Source organism: Colwellia sp. RSH04, assembly GCF_003545765.1.
Classification (GTDB): Bacteria; Pseudomonadota; Gammaproteobacteria; order Enterobacterales; family Alteromonadaceae; genus Colwellia.
In genome coordinates this window covers 22,904-45,685 of record NZ_QXIO01000008.1, presented here as the reverse complement: position 1 = coordinate 45,685, position 22,782 = coordinate 22,904, and the positions used below count along the sequence as shown (strand labels likewise).

Below are 22,782 nucleotides of genomic sequence, written 5' to 3'. Positions count from 1 at the left end.
ATCAAATAATTTTTTTATTTGATCGTCATCATCTTTTGCTTGTTATGTTTTTGACATGCAAATAATCGAGACTTACACTTGTGTTCGACATAGTAACAAGTGTTCGCATAGCGCACAACTTGTTTTCATTAACCAATAGATATTGAATGATCTTTATCTACACAATGAGTAGTGCAAATGATAGATAAAAACATCTCAAGCTGTGCAGAAGCAGTTGCAGATATTAAAGACGGCGATACCGTTATGATTGGCGGTTTTGGTGAAGCAGGCAGCCCTATTGAGCTCATTCATGCTTTAATCGATCAAGGTGCGAAAAACTTAACTGTTATTAATAATAATACTGGTAGTGGTCGCGTTGGCTTAGCCGCACTAATTGAAAATGAGCAAGTGGCAAAAATGATTTGTTCATACCCTCGCACTGCAAATTCGTTAGTTTTTCCTGAGCTATATCGCAATAATAAAATAGAATTAGAATTAGTTCCTCAAGGTACCTTAGCCGAGCGTATTAGAGCTGGAGGTGCTGGAGTTCCTGCCTTTTACACTAAAACGTCTGTTGGTACTCCCTTAGCTAAAGGGAAAGAAATCAGAAATTTTGAGGGTGAAGATTATGTAATGGAACGAGGTCTGAAAGCCGATTTTGCCTTGATTAAGGCTAAGCGCGCTGACCGATACGGCAACCTGATTTTCAATAAAACAGCGAGGAACTTTGCACCTATTATGGCCATGGCTGCAACAAATACCTTAGTACAAGTTAACCAAACTGTTTCCTTAGGTGAAATTGATCCTGAGCATGTGGTCACTCCTGGCATATTTGTAAATCGCATTATTGAAGTAACTAACCCTCAACAAGAATCTCAATTAGTTAAAAGTGGGGTTGTTTACCCTCCAATGCGCACCAAGGTAGGCGAATAAGTATGAATCAATTAGCAGATAACACAAACAAAACAAACGTTGAACAGCAATTGGGCTGGAACAGAGAACAGATGGCACAGCGTTGTGCTCAAGACATTGAAGATGGAAGCTATGTCAATTTAGGCATAGGCATTCCTGAAAAAGTAGCTCAATACGTTCCTGAGGGTAGAGAAGTAATATATCACACTGAAAATGGCTTACTCGGTATGGGGAATACTCCAAACGATGACGAACTAGATGTAGATTTGATTAATGCAGGAAAAAAACCCGTTACTGCCATTCCTGGTGCTTCCTATTTTCATCATGGCGATAGCTTTGCCATGATACGCGGCAATCACATAGATGTGTGCGTATTAGGAGCAATGCAAGTATCAGCACAAGGTGATTTAGCAAATTGGTCTACTGGTGCAGTTGATGCAATTCCTGCTGTAGGTGGGGCAATGGACTTAGTTGCAGGAGTTAAAACTATTTACATTATTACGCAACATACCACTAAAAGTGGTGACGCTAAAATATTACCAGAATGCACATTTCCTTTAACAGGCAAAGGAGTAGTCAGCAGAATTTATAGTAATTTAGCCGTTATTGATATAACAGCTAAAGGCTTACTACTAACAGAGTTGGCGCCTGGCGTAACTTTTGATTACGTACAAAGCAGAACAGCTGTTGAGCTAATAAATACACTTTAACGTTAGAGCCAATACAGTGTACTTATAGCGATTCAATTCACTAACAACAAAACAACAATCTAAATCGATTTGAGAAATAATCATGAGTAAAAGCGAACAATTATTTGAACAAGCATCAAAAGTACTCCCTGGCGGTGTCAGTCGAAATACTATTTTTAGAAAACCTCACCCATTTTACGCCGAAAAAGGTGAAGGTTGCTACGTCACAGATGTTGAAGGGATAAGCCGTATAGACTTTGCCAACAATATGGCCTCACTTATTCATGGACACGCCTACCCTGCTATTGTTGAAGCTGTTTCAACTCAACTTAAAAAAGGGAGTTGCTTCACCATGGCGACTGAAAATGAAGTGCAGTATGCGCAATTACTTTGCGATCGTGTACCAAGCTTTGACAAAATCCGCTTTGTAAACTCTGGAACTGAAGCGGTAATGGCGATGCTAAAAGCGTCTCGCGCCTATACAGGCAAGGCTAAAATAGCGAAAGTTGAAGGGGCTTATCACGGCGCTTATGATTATGCAGAAGTGAGTCAAACTGCCAGCCCAAAAAACTGGGGAGATATCAATAAGCCAAGCAGCATACCAGTAGCTGTGGGTACTCCCGAAAAAGCCTTAGACGATGTTGTTGTTATCCCCTTTAACGATGTCGAGCGAGCTATTAATATTTTGAACCAACATAAAGACGATATCGCATGCATCTTAGTCGATTTACTTCCTCATAGAGTTGGCTTGATCCCCGCCAGCAATGACTTTATCAATGCATTATATCAATGGACACGCGACAACCAATCTTTACTGGTTTTTGATGAAGTTATCACCTTTAGAACTAACTTTGCTGGTGCTCAACAAAATTATGAAGTGAAACCAGATTTAACCGCCATGGGTAAAGTCATTGGTGGTGGTTTTCCTGCGGGAGCATTAGCAGGTAGTAATGAAGTGATGAAGGTACTCGATCCAACTCAAGCAAAGGTATTATTACCACACTCAGGCACATTTTCAGCAAACCCAATAACCATGACTGCCGGTTATGCTGCAATGAAAGACTTTGACCAAGCAGCAGTCAACAAACTAAATGAATTAGCGAGCTATGCCAAGGCTTCAATTAATCAGGTAATATCAGAAGTAGGAATACCCGCTTGTGTTACTGGCGCTGGTAGCATGTTCAGAATTCACTTAAAACCTTCGCCGCCAAAAAATTATCGTGAAGCCTATGTTGATAAACAAGAAAGTTTATTAATTAATAAGCTACTTGATCATTTATATGATAACGGCATTATGATGATTAATACTTGCTCTGCCACGTTATCAACTGCGATGAGCAAAAAAGAAATAGATACCTTGGTTGCTGCACTTAAAGAGGGGTTTGAACAATTAAAGCCGCAAATGAACATGCCCAAATATTAGGAAAATAAAATGAAAGATGTATATCTCTGTGATGGAATTAGGACGCCAATTGGTCGCTACGGTGGTGCTCTTGCCTCTGTTAGAGCTGATGATTTAGCGGCTATTCCGCTTAAAGCACTAAAAGATAGAAACCCAAGCCTTAACCTTGATGAAATCGATGACGTTATTTTAGGCTGTGCAAATCAAGCAGGTGAAGACAATCGCAATATTGCTCGTATGTCATTATTACTTGCAGGTTACCCAATGGGCGTTGCAGGTACAACAATTAATCGCTTATGCGGCTCAGGTATGAATGCAATCGCTATGGCCGCTAACAATATAAAAGCGGGTGAAGGTGAAATTATTATTGCAGGTGGTGTTGAAGCCATGACCCGTGCACCTTATGTGATGGGGAAGGCAGACAATGCATTTGGCAGAAGCCAAGAAATGTTTGATACCACTATGGGCTGGAGATTCGTAAACAAAAAGCTTGATAAAAGCTTTGGCACAGAGACCATGCCAGAAACGGCAGAAAACGTGGCTGAAAAATTCAATATCAGCCGTGAAGATCAAGATAAATTTGCTTTTTGGAGCCAAACTAAAGCCAAAGCAGCTCAAGAAGATGGTCGTTTTGCAGAAGAAATTGTTCCCGTAATCATCCCACAAAGACGCAAAGAAGATATAATTTTTGATAAAGATGAGCATTTACGCCTTACCTCATTAGATAAGTTAGCAACACTTAAAAACTTGTTTAGAGAACCAGGTACTGTTACAGCAGGTAATGCATCAGGCATTAATGATGGCGCAGCAGCTGTTATTGTTGCTTCAAAAGAAGCGGCATTAGCGAATGGATTAACACCAAGAGCTAAGGTTGTCGGCACAGCCGTTATTGGTATAGAACCTCGATTTATGGGGATTGGTCCAGCGCCTGCTAGTGAAAAACTACTCACTCGATTAGGGCTTTCAATAGATGATATGGATATTATTGAATTTAATGAAGCTTTTGCAGCTCAAGCACTAGCAAGTGCTCGTGAACTAGGCATTAAAGATAATGATGAGCGCTTAAACCCTCAAGGTGGTGCTATTGCTTTGGGTCACCCTCTAGGCATGAGTGGTACTCGTATTGTACTTTCAGCGATGAAACAACTAGAGCGCTCTGATAAGCGTTATGCTCTATGTGCTATGTGCATTGGTGTGGGTCAAGGAATTGCCATGGTTATTGAAAAAGCCTAACCTGTAATAACCTTAACTAATAACCTTAACTAGCTCAGACCTGATCTTATCGATTTAAAAAAAGAGAAAGTGTTTATTCGCTTTCTCTTTTTTAATTCTATTTTCTTGTTCTTGCTCTTGTTTTTTCATGCATCATATCGCTCAACTAACAACCATTTATTGTGCTTAATTGCCTGCTTACATTTCACGTTCAAATTGACCTTGCTTTAAGTAGCATAAAACTTGCTCTATGACCCTATCATTTCTCATCATAAACGGATGAGTAACAGGCATAGTAATATGATCAGACATGCCCTCTATTTTTGTATTTTCAACAGAAACCTTACCGTCATCAGGAGTGGGTAACATAGTCGATAAAAAAGGGTTAACACTGCGAGTACCAGCAATAATACCTACATCAAAGTTAACCGCTCCTAAGCTTTTAGGTAAACTGATATCATTGGTACCAAGTTGTACGCCTGCGGGTCCATTTATTAACTTAAACACAGGCATATCTTTTAAGGAGTCTACCACCTGGCTGCCTTGATTTGGCGGCCCTAACATCACTACACGACCTAAGTTACTCAAAGTATGTTGGCTTAAGTACTGCCTCACTAAGATTCCACCCATTGAGTGAGTAACAAAGTGAATGGTATGATGATTTGGACACTGTGCTAATGCTTGGCTAATTGCATCTTGTGCTAACTTTTCTACGCTAAACTTTGTTGAAGGGTAATTATAATTAACCGTATGATAGCCCTCTTGCTGAAGTACTGATTCTAGTTTTCTTAATGATAATTCACTTCGGGCTAAACCATGAAGAAGTATTACCGACTCACTTTTATCATGTTGAGTTTCAAATAATTCTGACATTCAAATACCTAATAGAGATCTATTATTTTTAAGCAGTTAACAGTTCAATTCACATAACATAATATTAACAAATTCTATCTCGATACATTAATCTATTTTTTTAAAACATTAAAAATTATTTACCCTTCAAACTTGTCACGAATCTTATCTAATGCGTTTACTAAATGCTGTTTGAAGGCTATAACACGAGCATTATGTTTTAGTTCAGGGTGAATAAGCACCCATAAACCTAAATCAAATGTTGTTTCAGGTTCAACATATCGTGTTAACAAAGGCTCTGAGTCACCTATAAAGCAAGGCAAATAAGTCACACCTAAACCTGATTTCACCGCTGATAATATGGTTAGTGCATCATCACTACTAAATAAATGCACCTTTTCCTTGCAAGATTGCTTAGTCCAAGCGTCATGAAAATGACAACATTTAGCACCGATCCAATCAAGATTGTCGCGTGTTTTACTCTGATTTTGTAAATAATCAATACTGCCATAAATAGTTGATGCTACGGTAGCTACACGTTTACCTATTAACATTTCGGGCGGGGTATTGGTTAAGCGAATAGCGATATCAGCTTCCCTATTCGTTAAACTCACTGGCTCGCTTGTTGAAGCTACATGTAAGTCAATATGGGGATGTGTTTTGCAGAAGCTTGAAAATATTGGCATCAAAATAGCTGATGACATACTGCTAATTGTGGTTATACGTAAAGGACCAACAAGAGAATCTTCTTTACCCACAAGCATGCCATCAACGCCAGTAATTTCGCTTTCCATCCGTTTAGCAGCTTGTTCTATTTTTGCACCTTGAATAGTTAACTCATAGACATTATTAGTTCGCTTTAGCAAACTAACACCAAGACGATGCTCTAATGCCTTAATTCGTCTTGACACTGTCGAGTGTTGAACATTAAATTGCTTAGCAGCGCCACTTATTGTCCCACAACGAGATACAGCGAGAAAAAACTTTAAATCATCCCAATTCATAGCTTCCTTCCTACTGTGCATCTATGCACACTCAGTGTCGTTTTTTCAGTAATTGTTAATGTCAAACTTTCAACCTAAGCTCTATCTGTTGATAGCGCTAGTTGTCATCATAAATATGCGATATCTAACAAGGTTCTAAAAACGAATACAACCTGAGTATAGTCGTGAATATCAACGCTATGCTTAAAAGAGTGATAAAAATAGACATATTAAGGGTAAACACATGGGAAATAATTGCTCTCTACTGCCATTTCAAAAGGACACTTATTCATGACCGACAATGTTGAAGTTTGTGATGGAGGCTGTGCTTGTGGGTATGTAAGGTACATTATAAATGCTGCTCCTTTTATTACGCATTGCTGTCATTGTTCATACTGTCAAAGGCAGACAGGTAGTGCCTTTGCATTGAATGCTCTATTTGATGCTAAATGCATCACAATAAAAACAGGCGACATTGAAGAAATTATAACACCTTCACCAAGTGGTAAGGGGCAAGTTATTGCACGTTGCCCTCAATGCAAAGTTGCATTATGGAGCAGCTATTTTATGGGTGGAATAAAGTCACTCATTCGCTTTATTCGGGTAGGCACCTTAGATGAACCCGCTCAGTTTCCACCTGATGTACATATTTATACTCAATCAAAACAGCCTTGGGTAAAGCTACCAAGCAATAGCGTAGTTTTTGAAAAGTTTTATGACTTTAAAGCAGTATGGTCAAAAGAAAATGAAGTCATTAGACAGTCACTATTAGCAAAAGCCCTTGATGATAAATAACCCGAGGTTTTAACGTAATCATCAAAGCAAAAGGAGTCAACATGAAACAGGATAGCCTTGATGAAGTATTACAAAGTAATGATCTCGACGTTATGCACTTGAATGACGATCATAAAGATATTTTTAATTACATTAATCGTTTACAAAAAATTGCAGAGCAGCCGAATGACTTTGAATACGCAATTATTATCCTTGAAAGATTAACGTCATTTTTTGTAGAGCATGTCATTAAAGAAGAGTTATTATTACAAAAATACTTACCCGCACAACTAGTCAGAGATCATGCATTATTGCACCAAGATGAATTAGCACAACTAGATAACAGCTTAGCACTCTTAAAAAAACAACTTACCTCTGACACTATTCATACCGTTGTTGAAAGGCTTAAAAGAGAGTTTACCTATCATATTTGTCGCAGTGATCGAAAAATAATGCTTGAGTTAATTAAACACCAAAAGAGTAAAAAACATTATCATTAAACATAACAGCATGCGAAGGTCTCTTGCTTAGACTGGAAGTACAGCAATCGTGCGGTGCTACTTAAACAATTAAATAATATCTTTAATAGGTTATAAGCATTAAATGAAGGCTATTGTTGGTAAACACCAACTTCATCAAGCCATTCATAGGCTTGAGTTAAATTGTCAAAAAATCTCGCATCAACATTTGTAAGTACATCATGGCTGATTTCCATCAAATGTTTTTGAATCGATAAGCTACACACAACGGCTTCAAATTTCTGATTATTAGCATTACCCCACTCATTGAGTTCATCGATATGCTCCCACATTTCTGGCGTTGATAACTCCCACTGAGTAAAATCAACCAAGCATGCCCATGGACTATCACTAATACTGTTTACATGTTCTTTATACTCTTGACACATTCTTATCACTGTTTGAATGTTCCATGCTCCATAACATCTGATAATCAGTGTTTGCGCATTAATCTCCATACTAAAGGAGCCGTGTTCTAACATAAAAAACCTTAAAGTTACTGCATTTTAAACTTGGCATGACTAGCTACAAGCCTATTAGCAGACATTAAACCTTTGAATTAGCTGCGTCAACTAAGTAAATCATAAAAAATTAGGACGTGTTGTTCTAAAGAGTACTATTTTTGTTCTTATTAAATGAGGTTTAATTGAGGCGTAGCGATTAGAGTGTCGTTATTCTATATAAAGGAACTAAAACAAAAAGTAATTCACGTTTAAACGTATACGAAATATAACATCAATTGTTTTTATCTAATAAACACCTATCTCTTTGTTTAACCACGCAGTAATTAATTGTGATGATATTGAATCTTTACTGCTCATTTTATATTGAGTTGATAATTGTGAATTTAGGTGAGCATTATTAGAAGAACGCTTAGACTGCTCGCTATTTATTACGCTTTCATTAATATTGAAACGTTCAATTTGCTTACGAGAGAACCACTGTGCGCTTTCTAAACTATCTTGGCTAACGTCAATTTTTTCACTGTTGGCTACAGCTACAAAACCAAGCATGATTGATGCAGGAAATGGCCAAGGCTGTGAAGCGACATATTGAGGATTTTCTATTTCAATATTAGCTTCTTCTTTAACTTCACGAATAACCGCCTCTTCTAAACTTTCACCTGGGTCAACAAAGCCAGCTAACGTTGAATATACCCCTTCTGGCCAGCTAGCTTGCCTACCTAATAAACACCTTGGAATACCATCCTCAAACATTTTTTCAACCAGCATAATGACTGCGGGATCAGTACGAGGAAAAGTCATATTTCTACATTCCGTACACTTTCTAGCATGGCCTGCTTCAATGGAACGATTAGCGTTACCACATTGACCACAGTATTGATGACTTTTGTGCCAGTGCACTAATGCTTTAGCAAAAGCAAGTGTGGCAGCATCATCTAGTTTAAGGGAGCCTGTTACCACTCGTAAAACTTGCCAACGACCAATATCTTCAATTGCCTGCTGCGTTGAAAAACGTAACTTTTCAAAATCAACCGCAAAAACAGCGCCTCTTTTCCCTTTGCCTAAATAAATACATTGATGTACGCTTATTTCACATAGTAAGTCTTTAGGCATAAAATAAGGAGTAAGTGTTTCATCAAGATGAAACAAACTCATCCCCTCTTTAATAAGGCAGAAAACAGTATTCTCATGGTTAAATTCCTTTTTTAACCATGGCAAGCTTTTTCGTTGATTACTACATCTATCAAGTGGCATCAAACTATACGTTAAGCCATTAGTTAAGTTCATCAGTCTTTTCCTGTAATTCATTAGCCCACTGAATTGACCACTGCCCTAATGGCAAAATAATTTCAATGAGGCTTTGTCCTTGCACGGTTAATTGATAGCCACCCTCTGCAATGGAAATAATATTTAATGCTTTCAGCTCTTTAAGGCGCGTATTTAGTAAAGTGGGAGAAATTTTTTCACAACGATGTTGAAGCTCGCGAAATGTTGCGGGGCCTTCTCGTAAATGCCAAACAAGACCTAATGACCAAGTGCGGCCAATTAAATCTAGCAATGCCATAATTGGCTTGCCCGTTTTAGAGCCTCTAACTTGTTTACCTGGTAAAGGAATACTCATAATGGATGCGCCCTTTTAAACACATAAGTCATTCAACCCAATGCTACATTATTTGTAGCAAGCAGATCAATAGCCTCAACTAAAAACAAACAATGCTAGTAATTCAATTACAGCAGATAACGAAATTTGATTTGTGAAAGATACTGATTTAAAGCATAGTAAATAAACAGTAATTTTATGATTTTTAACCGTATAGTTAGTAGTAATTGGCTTGAATAAATAACGATTAACAAAACAACTAAGGATTAACCATGTTCACATTTAAAACGCTCGGGCTAGTAAGTATATTAGCACTAAGCTCTACCCACTTATTAGCACAAGAAAATAGTAAATTAAGTTTTTCAACGACTGAGGTTGCTCCTGGCTTACATATGCTAATAGGTGTAGGTGGTTTTACTGGTGGTAACCTTGGCCTTTCGGTGGGAGATGATGGCGTCATATTAATCGATGACTCTATGCCGCCTATGCTCGACATAATGAATACAGCTATTAAAAGCATTACTGACAAACCGGTTGATTTCCTCATAAACACACACGTACACGGTGATCATACCGGTAATAATGAAGCGTTAGCGAATTCAGGTGCGCATATTGTTGCTCATAAAAATTTACGTGAACATTTATTAACTAAAGGCGTTAAAGGCAAAGATGGTATGGAGCCAGCTCCAAAAGCAGCATTACCTGTGATTACTTTTTCCAATGAAATGAATTTTCATTTAAATAATGAAGATGCACATATCTTTCATGTTGCTCATGCTCACACCGATGGCGATGCTGTAATCCATTTTACTTCTTCAAATGTAATTCACACCGGTGATACATTGTTTAATGGTATGTTCCCATATATAGATATTAATAGTGGCGGTAGTATCAATGGCTATATCGCTGCACAACAAAAAATACTGTCATTAAGTAATGACAAAACTAAAATTATTCCTGGCCATGGACCACTAGCAACTAAGGCAGATGTTCAAGCATCTATTAGCATGCTTAAAGATGCCAAAAACATCATAGAAAAGTTAATATCAAAAGGGCAAACAGAAGAAGACATTGTGGCGTTGAACCCATTAAAAAAATACCATGACAAATGGAATTGGGGCTTCATTACAACAGAACGTATGACTCGACAAATGGTTAAGGGATTATCGATGACGAAAACGAATCAACAAACGACTAGTCATACTCATAATGAAGAAACTCACCGCCATTAAAACACTAGAGTGTGTTGACCTTTGTTGATATTTTCAGCAATGCGCTATTTTAATCAATAGCAAAGCAAAACGCAGTTTTGATTGTTCAGAATAATAGAACACTAATGCTGCTCGTGTTGAAAGTAACCGTGTAATTACCCCATAGTAAAAGGACTTTTATGGAAGCTGATATTAATGTTTATTTACCACTTAAAGAACTATGGCCTTTAATTGTCATCGTTCTTATCTTGATGACATTAATGCTAGTTAAAAAAGTGCGTGATAAACCTTTTGCATTGGCCAGCCTTCTAGGCGCTATTTTCATTGTTTGCTTTATTGTTTATGGCTCGTATAAAAATAGCATTACTCTAAAAAATAATGAATTAACAGTATATGCAGGCGGCTTCTCTAAATCATTTAATACAGAACATGCCTGCTTAAGAGTAGCAAGTTATACATCAACATCAGGTTATCCTCTCTCATTAAGAACAGCGGGTACATCAATGGCTGGTTATCGAGCAGGATATTTTAAAAACAAATATAATACAGAGGTCTTTGTGTTGATCACAGGACAAATGACCTCAGCGAGTCAGTATCAATTTGAACAAGGATTGTTATTAATTGAAGATTCTCCTGCGGTATTACGTTTAATGAAAAAGGTTTGCGAATAAAGTAGACATCAAAGTTAACATATGAACTAGCTTTTAAAGGCTTAAGCACAAGAAACATAGGTACAGGAAGCATTAATGAAACTGAACAACCATTCAAAAACACCTATTATTAACGCGCAAAACTTATTAAAACCTTTAAAAGGGATTATTTTTGATCTTGATAACACCTTAGTGTCATCTTCGCTAGATTTCAGAAAAATTAGACAAGCCGTTAACTGCCCTGTCGATGAAGACGTATTAAGCTTTATCAACGAAATGCCAGAAAATAAAAGACAGCAAGCTATGCAAACATTAGTTAATTTTGAAATGGCTGATGCGAAAACCTCCTTTGCTTTACCTAGCTGTTACGAATTAATTACCTATATCAAACAGCAAGAATTACCTTGTGCCATTGTCACCAGAAATTGCAGTCAGGCTGCTTCATTCAAAATAACTCATAACAAAATAGATATTTCAGAAGTGATTACACGAGAGCAGTTTAGCGCAAAACCAGATCCAGAGGCTTTACTCTACCTAGCAAAATTATGGCAAATACCTACCAACAACTTACTGTATGTTGGTGATTATCTCTATGACATACAAGCAGCAAAAAATGCACAGATGGCATCTTGCCTAGTAACATTTGATAGAGAACTTCCTTATAGTAACCAGGCAGACATCGCTGTAACGGACTTATTCGAGCTGCTATCATTTTTAAAGCATATTCAAAGCACTTAACTAACAACATTTAAAGCTATTATAACTAAACACTAATGCAACTAAGCACTAACACTGCTGAACAGTCACTAGGGTTTTGATATTTTCTACAACTTTAACCACGTTTTGCTAATTCGTTCTGATATAAAGCTTTTGCCCCTTGCAGTGTCATTAAGTAAGCACCTAAAACCGTAGGACACGAATGCCCAGCGGCTTTAACACTATCAAGATAACTAAACTCGACAATGCCTTGCTCGAAAGCACCTAAAAACGCAGCTAAATCGTCTTGCAATTGTATTGTTGGTATTTGATGGTAAAAATCTGGGTATTTCATTAGATGCCCTTTAATTAAGGAGAGAATTCAAGGAGAAAATATAATGAAAAAATACGATAAAAACAGAAAAAAATAAAACAGCCCGTAGACTGTTTTATTGCGTGGTATCAAATAAGTTTTTGATAGTTTACTTGACGAACACAATGTGAAGTAGAGTGAAGTGAATAGTAATGGTTATTCGCCACCTACAGAAGAGTCTCCACTTGAAATACTCCAAGAATCCATAGATGAAGAATGAGAAGTATTTGAAGAAGCACTGTCCGCTACATATCTCTCAGAGTGAGATGAGTTTTTTAATTTTATTAACGCTAAGATTAAAAATACGGCAAAGATTATCGGACAAAGCAATGCTTCAATAAATGAAGACGAATCAAGATTAGTAAAAATGAATGATATTGCCAGACCGGTTAGCGTAAATATCCACGACAACATATCAAAACTCCCTTGTTAATTTATTATTATTATTTTTTGCATACAATACATGAGATATGCGCTTGCTTCAACTTAACCATAATCCATACATATAAAGCCAACATAAATGTTGGCTTTATATGTGAAAGATTTTTCAAAAAAACATTATAAGTTAAGACGTCAATCGCTTACTTAATGCTTCAGCTAAATCGTGCTCAATCGTTTCTAATTCATCCTCAAAAAAGAATTTGTCCGTATCAAATGGTTTAAGTAATTTTACGTCATTCGTTATTTCGTCATACTTCGCTAAAAAGACTTTATCAAGCCATTTCATATTACGACCTTCCGTAAACATTAAGGCAAATGCTCGCTCTCCACCAACTTCACACTCCCCCATAATGGATATTTTACCAGCTGATGTTGTCATTGATAAATGTCGAGACGGACGATTAATAGAAGGCAGTTCTCGATATATTTTATCAAAGATTTTACTAACATCACTTAAGGGTGCAGTAAAATAATGATGCTCTCCCGTGGGGCGAGCACAATACATAGAATGAAAACTGATTAACATAGTTGCTAGTATATTTGATAAATCGATCCAGTTTTGTGCACTTCGATCAATATCTATAGAACCATCTTTGTGCTCAAACAAACTAATATGATTCATCATCGGGCTTTGGCTGCGAATTACAACGCCGTGGCGTTGCAGACGACGAATGGCTGCTATTGTTGTTGGGTTTAGTAATTCGCGAGGTGTTGAAAAATGCGCCATCCACGCTAACTGAATACCATTTTCATGTAATTTATCAAAAACGGCTAACATTTTGTCGTACTTATGGCTCAAAATCATCTCTGGCTGGAAAGTTAACGCACGTGTCGCTAGCCTTACCGTCTTAATATGTAATAACTCACGATCTTCCATTAGTGGGGTTACATATTGATCAAAACGACTTGCTGGCATGTAACCACCGTCACCACCTGTAATCAGCATATCGGTGACTTCTTTATGTACTTTTAAATAACGGTGGATCTGATCTATTTCTTTTTGAATAAACATATCTTCATCACCACGAACTTGTGCATGACGAAAACAATACGTACAAAATGAAAAACAGTTTTGGGTTGTTTTATCGAAGATCAACTGGCATTGCGGGTATTTATGTTGGCTACCATCTAAAAATTCGATCTCACCTTGTTCATTTTCAAACCAAGGCTTATTCAGCTGTTGATTACCATCATGCGGGCTTGTTTTCTCTTGATAATCAGCAACAATTTTCTTTTTCTCTTCAATAGTTGAGCCTAAATATTCATCGACCGTTGCTTTGTTAATCATATTAGGTTGAGGCATCACCAGTTGAAATACTGAATCTTCATAAAAGTTTGTCCAGTCAATACTGTTTAAGCTGTGTTTAGTTGCTAAAAATCGATAAACCTCAACAAAAAGCTCACGTTCTTCTATATCACCAATATCAATATTGTTCGCTTCAAGTATCTCTGTAACACGGCGAAAGCCTGACAGTCCTGTATATTGATCTTTTTCATTGAACATATGTGCTTCTTTATCCAACAATCCTGAATGTTGTGGATATGAAGCATGCAAACGACTTAACAGCCCTGTTGGCAACAAATTTTCGGCTTTAATTATTTCTCGTGTTTCCTCGCTATAATGATAAACGCCCATCATATCTTCAACATCATCAATACTTACATCGTTAATCACTTGTGCACGCTTATGTAATGCACCGCTAGATTCACAAGCGCTAGTATTTTCTAACGACTTAGGGTCAACCTGAGCAACATTTATTTGCTCTTTGGTAGTTGAGACTGAACTAGACATTCTGTTTTCTCCTGATATTTTATATGGTATTACAACAACTCATACTTAAGGCCTATTCTTTTTAATTAGCAAATAACGAATTAATTATCAAAACCATCAAACATAACGTCAAAAAACACTTAACGGGCTGTAATTATTGAGCAAGCTTAATTAGAATAAGGAGTTAATTTCACTAATACGCTATATTCTTCGTTAGTTTGATGATACATTCAAACGATATTACCTCATCAACTCATGATTTTTGGTAATAGCTAACTTGTCGGTTTGGTATAAAAATGAAGTCACCCCAATCAAAGAAATTACTCCCAAGCACCAGCATGCTTGCTGCATTTGATGCTGCAGCACGAACGGGTAGTTTTACCTTAGCAGCGAAAGAGCTTTCCTTAACTCAAGGCGCAATTAGCCGACAAGTTAATGCATTAGAAGCACAATTGAACGTGACGCTATTTCACCGTAATAAACAAAACATTCGATTAACTGAAATAGGAAAAAACTACGCTAAGGACATACATAGCGCTTTAAGTAATATTCGCTCCGCGACGCTTAATATCATGACTAACCCAACAGGAGGAGTATTGAATATAGCCATTCTTCCGATGTTTGGCTCCCGATGGTTAATGCCAAGACTAGCTGACTTTCTATCGAAAAACCCTCAAATAACGATTAATACCGTAAGTAAGCTTACTCAGTTTGATTTTTCTCTTGAGGATGTACACTGCGCTATTCATTTTGGTCAAGGCGATTGGTCTCAGGCAAATTCAACTTTTTTAATGGCAGAAGAATCGGTCGCTGTTTGCGCACCTGAATTTCTGATTAAAATAAAGCAAAAAGATTGCAGCCCTGAAAATAAACATAACTTTATCGCCAGCTTGGCTGAGCAACCTTTGCTGCATATTTCCACAAGGCCAGATGCTTGGCAGCAATGGTTTGCTAGTCATAATATTAATATTTCAGCCCAACAAGGCATGCATTTTGAGCAATTTTCTATCGCAACAAACGCGGCTATTGCAGGTTTAGGGATTGCTTTATTACCAAAGTTTTTGATCGAAAGTGAGCTTGAACGAGGAGAACTAGTAGAAGTTTGCTGTACACCATTAACTACTGACCACGCTTATTATTTAGTCACGCCCAATGATAAACTTGATTATACACCGGTAAAAAAATTCACCCAGTGGTTAAAAGATACCGCCAATATTAAAACATAGAAGTATTTTATAAGTTGCAATTGACTTACAAAATACAGGCAACATAATTAACTAAATTAGTTATAATTTCTGCTTCAATAGGTGTTGGCTGTTGCTTTCTTTTGTAGGCTTAAAACGATTTAAACTATGTATATATCTAAGTTACTTTTACTACCTTTATTGGTTACTTTTTGTGTAAGTGCTACTGACACATTACCTAAAAAACTAATTTTTGCAGTTCAACCTCACGATGCAAGACTTTTCGAACAAAATAAACTAAATCAAAATAAAGTAGTACAAATAGCTAAAGCGTTAGATGTACCATTAGAAATATATGAATGCCCTTGGACGCGTTGTATGCAAGCGATAAAATCAGGTAAAGCTGACATTATTGATGATTTATTTTATAGCGAGGAAGGAAGTCGCTACTTATCGTTTTTACAACCTAATATCAGAACTCAATCGGCTGGTTTTATGCCGATAATAATCAAACTCAAAAAGTTGCAAGTTGGGAAGATCTGAAAGGGTTACGTATAGGTATGTTAAGAGGATATGTACACTTTACTAAGTTTTAAGAAGCTTCAGACCTGAACAAATTTGATTTTCTAAGTATAGAGGTTATAGCTAGGTTAATTTTAAAGCAAAGATTAGATATTCTTATTGCACCTCCTATTTTTGATGAAGCAAGCTTTATTAAAGTAGATCCTTCCATGAAACTCACTAAACAACCATACTCTCATATTGAAAATATACCTTTATACCTTGGTTTATGAAACAAGTCTGCTTGGTTTGCACATCAGAACTATCTAGAAGAAGTGTTATTAACACTTCTTCTAGATAGTGCATCGTAGAGCTGAAACAAAAACAGTGGGCAGATGCCCACTGTTTTAAAACTCTAGCTTTAATAATTTAACTTGGCTTTTACCCCTTTAATTTACTATCAAGCTCTTCTATTTTTGCTTGCCAAATCGCAGGACCTGTGACATGAGCTGATTCACCCGTACTATCAACAGCCACGGTAACAGGCATATCTTCAACTTCAAATTCATAGATAGCTTCCATTCCCAATTCTGGGAAAGCAACAACTTTCGCTTTTTTAATTGCTTTAGAGACTAAATACGCAGCACCACCTACCGCCATTAAATACACAGAGTTGTGTTCTTTAATGTTTTCCACCGTCGCAGGACCACGCTCTGATTTACCAATAGAGCCTAATAAACCTGTTTTAGACAGCATCATATCTGAGAATTTATCCATTCGTGTTGCTGTTGTTGGGCCTGCTGGGCCTACTGCTTCATCACCAATAGCGTCAACGGGTCCTACGTAATAAATAAATTTATTTGTAAAATCTACAGGCAAATCTTCTCCATTAGCTAACATATCTTGTATGCGCTTATGGGCAGCATCTCTACCCGTAAGGATAGTCCCACTAAGCAGTACTGTCTCACCTGTTTTCCATTCACTAATATCAGTTTTTGTTAAACCATCAACATTAACTCGACGAACATTTTCACCGACTTCCCAGGTGATTTCTGGCCAATCTTCAAGTTTAGGTGGTGTTAAATCAGCTGGGCCTGAGCCATTTAAATGAAAATGCACATGACGTGTTGCTGCACAATTTGGGATCATTACAACAGGCTTAGAAGCTGCGTGAGTTGGCACTGCGTTAATCTTTACATCAACTACCGTCGTTAAGCCACCTAAACCTTGAGCACCAATACCTAGTTTATTTACACGCTCAAAGATTTCTAATCGAAGCTCTTCCTCGGCATTTTGTGGGCCTCTATCAATAAGTTCTTGTATATCAACAGGATCCATTAAGCTTTCTTTAGCTAGAACACCTGCTTTTTCAGCAGTACCACCAATACCTATACCTAACATACCAGGTGGACACCAACCTGCCCCCATGCTTGGTAAGGTTTTAACAACCCAATCAGCAATAGAATCGCTTGGGTTTAACATTGCCATTTTCGATTTATTCTCACTACCGCCGCCTTTAGCAGCAATCATCACTTCAACTTCATTGCCAGCAACTAAGTCAATATGAACAACCGATGGTGTATTATCTTTTGTATTTATACGCGCTCCAGCAGGGTCTGCAACAATCGAAGCACGTAATGGGTTATCTGGATTCAAATAGGCGCGACGCGTACCTTCATCTACCATTTGCTGAACGGTCATGTCAGTTTTGTCCCACTTAACATCCATACCAATTTTAACGAAACAAGTTACAATCCCGGTATCTTGACAGATAGGGCGTTTACCATGGGCAGACATACGCGAGTTAATAAGGATTTGAGCAATGGCATCTTTTGCCGCTGTGTTTTGCTCTTTATGATATGCCTTTTCTAACGCTTGAATGAAATCCAATGGGTGGTAATAAGAAATATATTGTAGTGCATCCGCTACACTATCGATTAGATCTTGCTGTTTAATGATGGCCATAGTGCTCTCTATTAGCTTTAATATTATTGAGTTGAAAGTTATAATAAACTAACACCATAATAACTTGCTATTGACCTTGCTGCCAGTGTAAACAGCTAATAGTCAACATTAAAACAGCGAATAACTTGAGTAACTATAACCTTGTCTTCTCAGTCTAAGTATTTTAGTCAATCGTTAATCTCTTCAAATAATTACCCGTTAACGTTAACCATTGAAGAAATATCCGTATTTAACGAATGCTCTCCTTGCACTCTATTTACGCCTTTATCAACTTTACCTTGGTCTATGTGGCTAGACTCAGGCAATAGTAATCATGTTGATAGTCGCTTTGACATTTTAGTATGGCAACCTGAAATGACACTGACAACACAGGGAACTAGCACCCTTATTACACGTATGAATGACGGATACAGTGAAACAAGCCAAGCCGATCCGCTACATTTAATAAAAGCCCTTCAAGCTAGTGTAATAACCCCTACTTCAGCCAGTATTAACCAAAGCCCCTTTTTAGGTGGCAGCGTAGGTTACTTCGCTTATGATTTAGGCCGACGTTTTGAAAAGCTACCCAACTTAGCTAATGATGATATTAACTTGCCACAAATGGCTGTTGGCATTTATAGCCAAGCTATTGTTTTTGATAATCAACAACAAAAATACTATTTAATTTGTCCTGAAACTAAACGTAAGCAACTAACAATAGACATCAGAGCATGGTATGAATCTGATGTGCCAAAAAACTCTTTTAGTTTAACCAGCGAATGGCAAGCTAATATGACACAGACAGATTACAAGAAAAAATTTCAACAAGTTCAAGATTATTTACTCAGTGGTGATTGTTATCAAATCAATTTAGCACAACGATTTACTGCTCAGTATCAAGGTGAAGAATTTATTGCCTATAAAGCATTACGGGCAGAAAACAAGGCTCCCTTTTCAGCCTTTATCCGCATACCTGAAGCTGCCATATTAAGTGTTTCTCCAGAACGTTTTTTGCAATTGCAACAAGATAGAGTGCAAACAAAACCCATTAAAGGAACAATGCCTAGAAGTAACAATGCTTCTGAAGACAAGCAAAATGCCAATACACTAGCTCATTCAGCTAAAGATCGAGCTGAAAACCTGATGATTGTTGACTTACTGCGTAATGATATGAGTAAAAACTGTATTGCTGGTTCAGTAAAAGTACCTAAGCTATTCAACATTGAAAGTTTTCCTGCGGTTCATCATTTGGTTAGTACCGTTGAGGGACGACTGCAAGCAAACAAAGACGGCTGTGATTTATTACGAGATGCTTTTCCTGGTGGTTCAATTACTGGTGCACCAAAAATTAGAGCAATGGAAATAATAGAAGAGCTTGAGCCACATAAGCGAAGTGTCTATTGCGGCTCTATCGGTTATATTTCTAGCTGTGGTACGATGGATACTAGCATTACCATACGTACCCTCATTGCCCAACAACAAAAACAAAACATTCATTGCTGGGCTGGCGGTGGATTAGTTGCTGACTCGACTGTAACGAGCGAATATCAAGAAACTTACGATAAAGTGAACAAGATATTACCCATATTAAGCCAGCTTAAAGATGAAGCTGAGTGATGGTAATGGTGATAGTTTTGCCGCGTAGTTTAAGGAATTTCACATGACAAAAGATGAATTTTTATTACGCTACAACCTACAGCAACCTGCTGATTCACAACATAATTACCTTCATGATAAACCGTTAAAGTCAGCTGCAGTCCTAATAGCCTTGGTTGAGCCACAGGCAACAAGTGACGATATTGGTTTACAAGTACTACTAACCAAAAGAGCCAGCCATTTAAAACACCACCCTTCACAAGTAAGTTTTCCTGGTGGTAAAGCAGAGCCAGAAGACTTATCACTTACCGTAACGGCATTAAGAGAAGCCGAAGAAGAGATAGGGCTATCACCCGATGCGGTAACTATTATTGGTCAGTTATCTCCGTATCAGACCATTAGTGGTTATCATGTCACGCCTATTATTGGCATAGTGGACACAACACAGCCCTACTGTATTGATGAAAATGAAGTCGCTGAAATATTTCATGTGCCATTACATCACTTTCTAACAACTGATCACCATCATATTGTAAAAGCTAGCAAGAATGGCAGAGAACACAATATTCATTTCCTTCCCTATAAGCATTACAATATCTGGGGTGCAACGGCCGTAATGCTTAAAGATCTCATTTCGCATATTAAGTAATTTCACTCATTAGTTTTAGCTTTCCCATAGCCTTTGGTTATATCTTAGCGGCTTTTATATATTATTTTGTTTTTCAAACAGAATTAATTCAGCTAGAATTACCGATTATAATTTCACACAAAGACATCTAAAGCAGTTTATATTCGGATATACCTAAATATGCCGTACTTGATAAGTAATCAAGGAAAAACTGTTGTTATGTTAAATTAACAAGCTGCAATCATAATTAAGAAAGCGACTACACTTTCATTTAAGATGATAACAGCTCATCAATTAAGATATCGCCTTGCGAAAAATATAGGTAAAAATAATGATCAGTGTATTTGATATGTTCTCAATTGGTATTGGCCCGTCTAGTTCCCATACCGTTGGCCCAATGAAAGCAGCGAAACTTTTTGTCGATGATTTAATTGAAAAAAAACTATTAAATAACGTTGATAGAGTAAAGTGTGAGTTATTCGGCTCTTTGGGTCAGACAGGTATTGGGCATGGTACGGGTAAAGCCGTTATTTTAGGTTTTTCTGGTCAAGCTCCAGAAACGATTCCGGTTGAGTCTATCGAACAAATTCTAGAAAATGTAATTGGCTCACAGAAAATAAGTCTTGATGGTTGTCATGAAGTCAGCTTCCCTAAAGATGACGCCATCATTTATCATCATAGAAAAACCTTGCCCGCGCATGCTAATGCCATGACATTATTTGCTTATCAAAATGATGAATTAATTTCTGAAAAAACCTATTACTCTATCGGTGGTGGTTTTATTGTTGAAGATTGTGATTTTGAAAAAGAAAAAGACAAAGCACTTTCATTGCACAACAACATCAAAAGACCACATGTTTTTTCAAGTGCTGAAGAGCTTTTGCAACAAGCAAAAGAGCATGGTTTAAGTATTTCTACCATAATGATGAACAATGAAAAGTGCTTAAATGATGAAGCCACAATTCGCACTAAATTAATCGAAATTTGGCATGCCATGAAAAGCAGTGTTGAACGTGGCATAACCACTGAGGGGATTTTACCTGGAGGTTTAAAAGTAAACCGTAGAGCGCCTGCACTTCATCGCGGCTTAATGGTTGAAAAATCAAGTGACCCGCTAACCGCAATGGATTGGGTAAATCTATTTGCTATGGCGGTTAATGAAGAAAATGCTGCTGGTAGCCGTGTTGTAACAGCTCCAACAAATGGTGCTGCTGGTATTATCCCTGCAGTGCTCTGTTACTACGATAAATTTGTAAAACCTGTCAGCGATGACGACTGTATTCGTTATCTATTAACTGCTGCTGCTATTGGTATTTTATATAAAACCAATGCTTCAATTTCTGGCGCTGAAGTGGGCTGTCAAGGTGAAGTCGGTGTTGCTTGTTCAATGGCAGCGGGTGCATTAGCAGAAATTTTAGGTGGTTCGCCATCACAGGTAGAAAATGCGGCTGAAATAGGCATGGAGCATAACTTAGGATTAACGTGCGACCCTGTAGGAGGCCTTGTTCAAGTACCTTGTATCGAACGAAATGCAATGGGCTCAGTCAAAGCAATTAACGCAGCTCGTTTAGCTCTTCGTGGTACTGGTACGCAAAAAGTCTCATTAGATAAAGTCATTAAAACCATGTGGGAAACGGGTAATGATATGAAAACTAAATATAAAGAAACATCTCGTGGTGGTTTAGCCGTTAATATTATTGAGTGTTAATACCTAACACATCAATAAATAAATCAATAAAAAGCCCGATGAATAATAGTATTCATCGGGCTTTTTGTATTTAAACGCTATGGGGTTTAAATCATAATAAAATGATAACAATCATTATGTTTTCTTTCTAACCGAACGTAAAGCAACAAGTGCAAGCGCCCATAATGCTATTGATGCTGGTGCTGGTACCTCAACGCGCTCTCTAACGTAAAACGTATCGCAAGGAGTAGAGCCTGTACAAATCAAACCATTCCCGTAAGACATAATATTGGCACCAGACATGATATAACCACCAGAAAGATCACCTTGGTTGACACCCACTTGGTTTTCATCATTCCAAAAAGCGGTAGATTCAATAGGAGATCCAGAATTTAAAAATAGGTTAACTAAATTTTCAAATAAATAATCAAGCTCTTGGGTAGTTGCATATCTCCAACCAACATGAAAAGTTGGCTGTTCAGGTGCGGCTGTACTACCGGTTCCCCACTTTGACGCCCAAGTCCAATCTAAGCCATTTGAAGTAATATAAGTATCTTCGGTTAGTTCAGTCATAAGACCAGCATTTGACCAAGCACTAAACATTAACATGACAGCAGTAATAGATACTAACAACAACTTTTTCATAATAGTTACCTTTTAAAATCACACAACAGATTAAATTTACTATGCACCTTGCACATTTCACACCAACACC

General features: G+C 37.5%; 24 protein-coding genes. 14 read left to right on the top strand and 10 right to left on the bottom strand.

Annotated features, from left to right (window positions below; genetic code table 11):
* The first annotated feature begins 177 nt into the window (after window positions 1-177).
* From D1094_RS13465 to pcaF, 4 genes are all read left to right on the top strand, one after another.
* On the top strand, window positions 178-912 hold the full coding sequence (locus D1094_RS13465; RefSeq protein ID WP_182440191.1) for a 3-oxoacid CoA-transferase subunit A: 735 nt from the start codon (window positions 178-180) through the stop codon (window positions 910-912).
* 2 nt (window positions 913-914) lie between these two features.
* Window positions 915-1,601, top strand: a complete 687-nt coding sequence (locus tag D1094_RS13460; RefSeq protein ID WP_118960636.1) for a 3-oxoacid CoA-transferase subunit B — start codon at window positions 915-917, stop codon at window positions 1,599-1,601.
* A gap of 82 nt (window positions 1,602-1,683) precedes the next feature.
* Window positions 1,684-3,003, top strand: coding sequence for an aspartate aminotransferase family protein (locus D1094_RS13455; RefSeq protein WP_182440190.1), 1,320 nt, complete (start codon window positions 1,684-1,686; stop codon window positions 3,001-3,003).
* A gap of 9 nt (window positions 3,004-3,012) precedes the next feature.
* Complete coding sequence (gene pcaF, locus D1094_RS13450; protein ID WP_118960634.1) at window positions 3,013-4,215, top strand: 3-oxoadipyl-CoA thiolase; 1,203 nt, start codon at window positions 3,013-3,015, stop codon at window positions 4,213-4,215.
* A 177-nt stretch (window positions 4,216-4,392) separates the two neighbouring features.
* Here the strand turns inward: pcaF and D1094_RS13445 are convergent, their stop codons facing one another.
* Together D1094_RS13445 and D1094_RS13440 are read right to left on the bottom strand one after the other, a co-directional pair.
* Entirely contained in the window at window positions 4,393-5,067 is a 675-nt protein-coding gene (locus D1094_RS13445; RefSeq protein WP_118960633.1) for a triacylglycerol lipase, read from the bottom strand.
* 119 nt (window positions 5,068-5,186) lie between these two features.
* Window positions 5,187-6,050, bottom strand: a complete 864-nt coding sequence (locus D1094_RS13440; RefSeq protein WP_118960632.1) for a LysR family transcriptional regulator — start codon at window positions 6,048-6,050, stop codon at window positions 5,187-5,189.
* A 270-nt stretch (window positions 6,051-6,320) separates the two neighbouring features.
* Here D1094_RS13440 and D1094_RS13435 point away from each other — a divergent pair, with 270 nt between their 5' ends.
* Window positions 6,321-6,824 (top strand): GFA family protein, encoded by a 504-nt coding sequence (locus D1094_RS13435; protein ID WP_118960631.1) that lies wholly within the window; start codon window positions 6,321-6,323, stop codon window positions 6,822-6,824.
* Between the two features lie 41 nt (window positions 6,825-6,865).
* Window positions 6,866-7,303: a hypothetical protein gene (locus tag D1094_RS13430; protein ID WP_118960630.1), complete on the top strand. Its 438-nt coding sequence runs from the start codon at window positions 6,866-6,868 to the stop codon at window positions 7,301-7,303.
* A 110-nt stretch (window positions 7,304-7,413) separates the two neighbouring features.
* Here the strand turns inward: D1094_RS13430 and D1094_RS13425 are convergent, their stop codons facing one another.
* The 3 genes from D1094_RS13425 to D1094_RS13415 form a co-directional block, all read right to left on the bottom strand.
* Entirely contained in the window at window positions 7,414-7,803 is a 390-nt protein-coding gene (locus D1094_RS13425) for an STAS/SEC14 domain-containing protein (RefSeq protein ID WP_118960629.1), read from the bottom strand.
* Between the two features lie 267 nt (window positions 7,804-8,070).
* Window positions 8,071-9,072 (bottom strand): NAD(+) diphosphatase, encoded by a 1,002-nt coding sequence (nudC, locus tag D1094_RS13420; protein WP_182440189.1) that lies wholly within the window; start codon window positions 9,070-9,072, stop codon window positions 8,071-8,073.
* Window positions 9,059-9,406: a helix-turn-helix domain-containing protein gene (locus tag D1094_RS13415; protein ID WP_118960628.1), complete on the bottom strand. Its 348-nt coding sequence runs from the start codon at window positions 9,404-9,406 to the stop codon at window positions 9,059-9,061. Before D1094_RS13415 ends, nudC begins: the two co-directional genes overlap by 14 nt.
* Before the next feature lie 251 nt (window positions 9,407-9,657).
* Between D1094_RS13415 and D1094_RS13410 the strand changes: the two genes are divergently transcribed.
* The 3 genes from D1094_RS13410 to D1094_RS13400 all read left to right on the top strand — a co-directional run bounded on the left by D1094_RS13410 (window position 9,658) and on the right by D1094_RS13400 (window position 11,984).
* Entirely contained in the window at window positions 9,658-10,617 is a 960-nt protein-coding gene (locus D1094_RS13410) for an MBL fold metallo-hydrolase (RefSeq protein WP_118960627.1), read from the top strand.
* 158 nt (window positions 10,618-10,775) lie between these two features.
* The gene (locus tag D1094_RS13405) at window positions 10,776-11,267 is read left to right on the top strand and encodes a hypothetical protein (protein ID WP_118960626.1); all 492 of its coding nucleotides are present in this window, start codon (window positions 10,776-10,778) and stop codon (window positions 11,265-11,267) included.
* A 75-nt stretch (window positions 11,268-11,342) separates the two neighbouring features.
* Window positions 11,343-11,984 carry an HAD family hydrolase gene (locus tag D1094_RS13400; protein WP_118960625.1) on the top strand — a complete coding sequence of 214 codons (642 nt, stop codon included), beginning with the start codon at window positions 11,343-11,345 and terminating at the stop codon, window positions 11,982-11,984.
* Window positions 11,985-12,078: 94 nt separating this feature from the next.
* On the opposite strand, the gene D1094_RS13395 is transcribed toward D1094_RS13400, so the two are convergent.
* The 3 genes from D1094_RS13395 to D1094_RS13390 form a co-directional block, all read right to left on the bottom strand.
* Window positions 12,079-12,297 (bottom strand): hypothetical protein, encoded by a 219-nt coding sequence (locus D1094_RS13395; protein ID WP_220452559.1) that lies wholly within the window; start codon window positions 12,295-12,297, stop codon window positions 12,079-12,081.
* 174 nt (window positions 12,298-12,471) lie between these two features.
* A complete protein-coding gene (locus tag D1094_RS18545; RefSeq protein WP_147361079.1) occupies window positions 12,472-12,729 on the bottom strand; it encodes a hypothetical protein in 258 nt (85 codons plus the stop codon).
* 151 nt (window positions 12,730-12,880) lie between these two features.
* Window positions 12,881-14,548 carry a hypothetical protein gene (locus D1094_RS13390; protein ID WP_118960624.1) on the bottom strand — a complete coding sequence of 556 codons (1,668 nt, stop codon included), beginning with the start codon at window positions 14,546-14,548 and terminating at the stop codon, window positions 12,881-12,883.
* A 275-nt stretch (window positions 14,549-14,823) separates the two neighbouring features.
* Here D1094_RS13390 and D1094_RS13385 point away from each other — a divergent pair, with 275 nt between their 5' ends.
* Window positions 14,824-15,753 (top strand): LysR family transcriptional regulator, encoded by a 930-nt coding sequence (locus D1094_RS13385; protein ID WP_118960623.1) that lies wholly within the window; start codon window positions 14,824-14,826, stop codon window positions 15,751-15,753.
* Between the two features lie 126 nt (window positions 15,754-15,879).
* Window positions 15,880-16,254 carry a hypothetical protein gene (locus D1094_RS13380; RefSeq protein ID WP_118960622.1) on the top strand — a complete coding sequence of 125 codons (375 nt, stop codon included), beginning with the start codon at window positions 15,880-15,882 and terminating at the stop codon, window positions 16,252-16,254.
* Window positions 16,255-16,653: 399 nt separating this feature from the next.
* On the opposite strand, the gene D1094_RS13375 is transcribed toward D1094_RS13380, so the two are convergent.
* Window positions 16,654-18,177 (bottom strand): fumarate hydratase, encoded by a 1,524-nt coding sequence (locus D1094_RS13375; RefSeq protein ID WP_118960621.1) that lies wholly within the window; start codon window positions 18,175-18,177, stop codon window positions 16,654-16,656.
* Between the two features lie 210 nt (window positions 18,178-18,387).
* Between D1094_RS13375 and pabB the strand changes: the two genes are divergently transcribed.
* The 3 genes from pabB (at window position 18,388) to D1094_RS13360 (ending at window position 22,088) form a co-directional block, all read left to right on the top strand.
* On the top strand, window positions 18,388-19,773 hold the full coding sequence (gene pabB, locus D1094_RS13370) for an aminodeoxychorismate synthase component I (RefSeq protein ID WP_404851486.1): 1,386 nt from the start codon (window positions 18,388-18,390) through the stop codon (window positions 19,771-19,773).
* 43 nt (window positions 19,774-19,816) lie between these two features.
* Complete coding sequence (locus D1094_RS13365; protein ID WP_118960620.1) at window positions 19,817-20,401, top strand: CoA pyrophosphatase; 585 nt, start codon at window positions 19,817-19,819, stop codon at window positions 20,399-20,401.
* A 310-nt stretch (window positions 20,402-20,711) separates the two neighbouring features.
* Complete coding sequence (locus tag D1094_RS13360; protein ID WP_118960619.1) at window positions 20,712-22,088, top strand: L-serine ammonia-lyase; 1,377 nt, start codon at window positions 20,712-20,714, stop codon at window positions 22,086-22,088.
* 114 nt (window positions 22,089-22,202) lie between these two features.
* On the opposite strand, the gene D1094_RS13355 is transcribed toward D1094_RS13360, so the two are convergent.
* Window positions 22,203-22,712, bottom strand: coding sequence for a hypothetical protein (locus D1094_RS13355; protein WP_118960618.1), 510 nt, complete (start codon window positions 22,710-22,712; stop codon window positions 22,203-22,205).
* Window positions 22,713-22,782 lie beyond the last annotated feature (70 nt).

Bases quoted from the DNA above. Each gene is read 5' to 3' on its own strand.
- D1094_RS13410 (WP_118960627.1), top strand. From the start codon at position 9,658: ATGTTCACATTTAAAACGCTCGGGCTAGTAAGTATATTAGCACTAAGC.
- D1094_RS13430 (WP_118960630.1), top strand. From the start codon at position 6,866: ATGAAACAGGATAGCCTTGATGAAGTATTACAAAGTAATGATCTCGAC.
- D1094_RS18545 (WP_147361079.1), bottom strand. From the start codon at position 12,729: ATGTTGTCGTGGATATTTACGCTAACCGGTCTGGCAATATCATTCATT.
- D1094_RS13440 (WP_118960632.1), bottom strand. From the start codon at position 6,050: ATGAATTGGGATGATTTAAAGTTTTTTCTCGCTGTATCTCGTTGTGGG.
- D1094_RS13365 (WP_118960620.1), top strand. From the start codon at position 19,817: ATGACAAAAGATGAATTTTTATTACGCTACAACCTACAGCAACCTGCT.
- D1094_RS13385 (WP_118960623.1), top strand. From the start codon at position 14,824: ATGAAGTCACCCCAATCAAAGAAATTACTCCCAAGCACCAGCATGCTT.
- D1094_RS13375 (WP_118960621.1), bottom strand. From the start codon at position 18,177: ATGGCCATCATTAAACAGCAAGATCTAATCGATAGTGTAGCGGATGCA.
- nudC (WP_182440189.1), bottom strand. From the start codon at position 9,072: ATGAACTTAACTAATGGCTTAACGTATAGTTTGATGCCACTTGATAGA.
- D1094_RS13445 (WP_118960633.1), bottom strand. From the start codon at position 5,067: ATGTCAGAATTATTTGAAACTCAACATGATAAAAGTGAGTCGGTAATA.
- D1094_RS13455 (WP_182440190.1), top strand. From the start codon at position 1,684: ATGAGTAAAAGCGAACAATTATTTGAACAAGCATCAAAAGTACTCCCT.
- D1094_RS13405 (WP_118960626.1), top strand. From the start codon at position 10,776: ATGGAAGCTGATATTAATGTTTATTTACCACTTAAAGAACTATGGCCT.
- D1094_RS13465 (WP_182440191.1), top strand. From the start codon at position 178: ATGATAGATAAAAACATCTCAAGCTGTGCAGAAGCAGTTGCAGATATT.
- D1094_RS13425 (WP_118960629.1), bottom strand. From the start codon at position 7,803: ATGTTAGAACACGGCTCCTTTAGTATGGAGATTAATGCGCAAACACTG.
- D1094_RS13400 (WP_118960625.1), top strand. From the start codon at position 11,343: ATGAAACTGAACAACCATTCAAAAACACCTATTATTAACGCGCAAAAC.
- D1094_RS13390 (WP_118960624.1), bottom strand. From the start codon at position 14,548: ATGTCTAGTTCAGTCTCAACTACCAAAGAGCAAATAAATGTTGCTCAG.
- D1094_RS13415 (WP_118960628.1), bottom strand. From the start codon at position 9,406: ATGAGTATTCCTTTACCAGGTAAACAAGTTAGAGGCTCTAAAACGGGC.
- D1094_RS13395 (WP_220452559.1), bottom strand. From the start codon at position 12,297: ATGAAATACCCAGATTTTTACCATCAAATACCAACAATACAATTGCAA.
- D1094_RS13435 (WP_118960631.1), top strand. From the start codon at position 6,321: ATGACCGACAATGTTGAAGTTTGTGATGGAGGCTGTGCTTGTGGGTAT.
- D1094_RS13355 (WP_118960618.1), bottom strand. From the start codon at position 22,712: ATGAAAAAGTTGTTGTTAGTATCTATTACTGCTGTCATGTTAATGTTT.
- D1094_RS13360 (WP_118960619.1), top strand. From the start codon at position 20,712: ATGATCAGTGTATTTGATATGTTCTCAATTGGTATTGGCCCGTCTAGT.
- D1094_RS13380 (WP_118960622.1), top strand. From the start codon at position 15,880: ATGTATATATCTAAGTTACTTTTACTACCTTTATTGGTTACTTTTTGT.
- pcaF (WP_118960634.1), top strand. From the start codon at position 3,013: ATGAAAGATGTATATCTCTGTGATGGAATTAGGACGCCAATTGGTCGC.
- D1094_RS13460 (WP_118960636.1), top strand. From the start codon at position 915: ATGAATCAATTAGCAGATAACACAAACAAAACAAACGTTGAACAGCAA.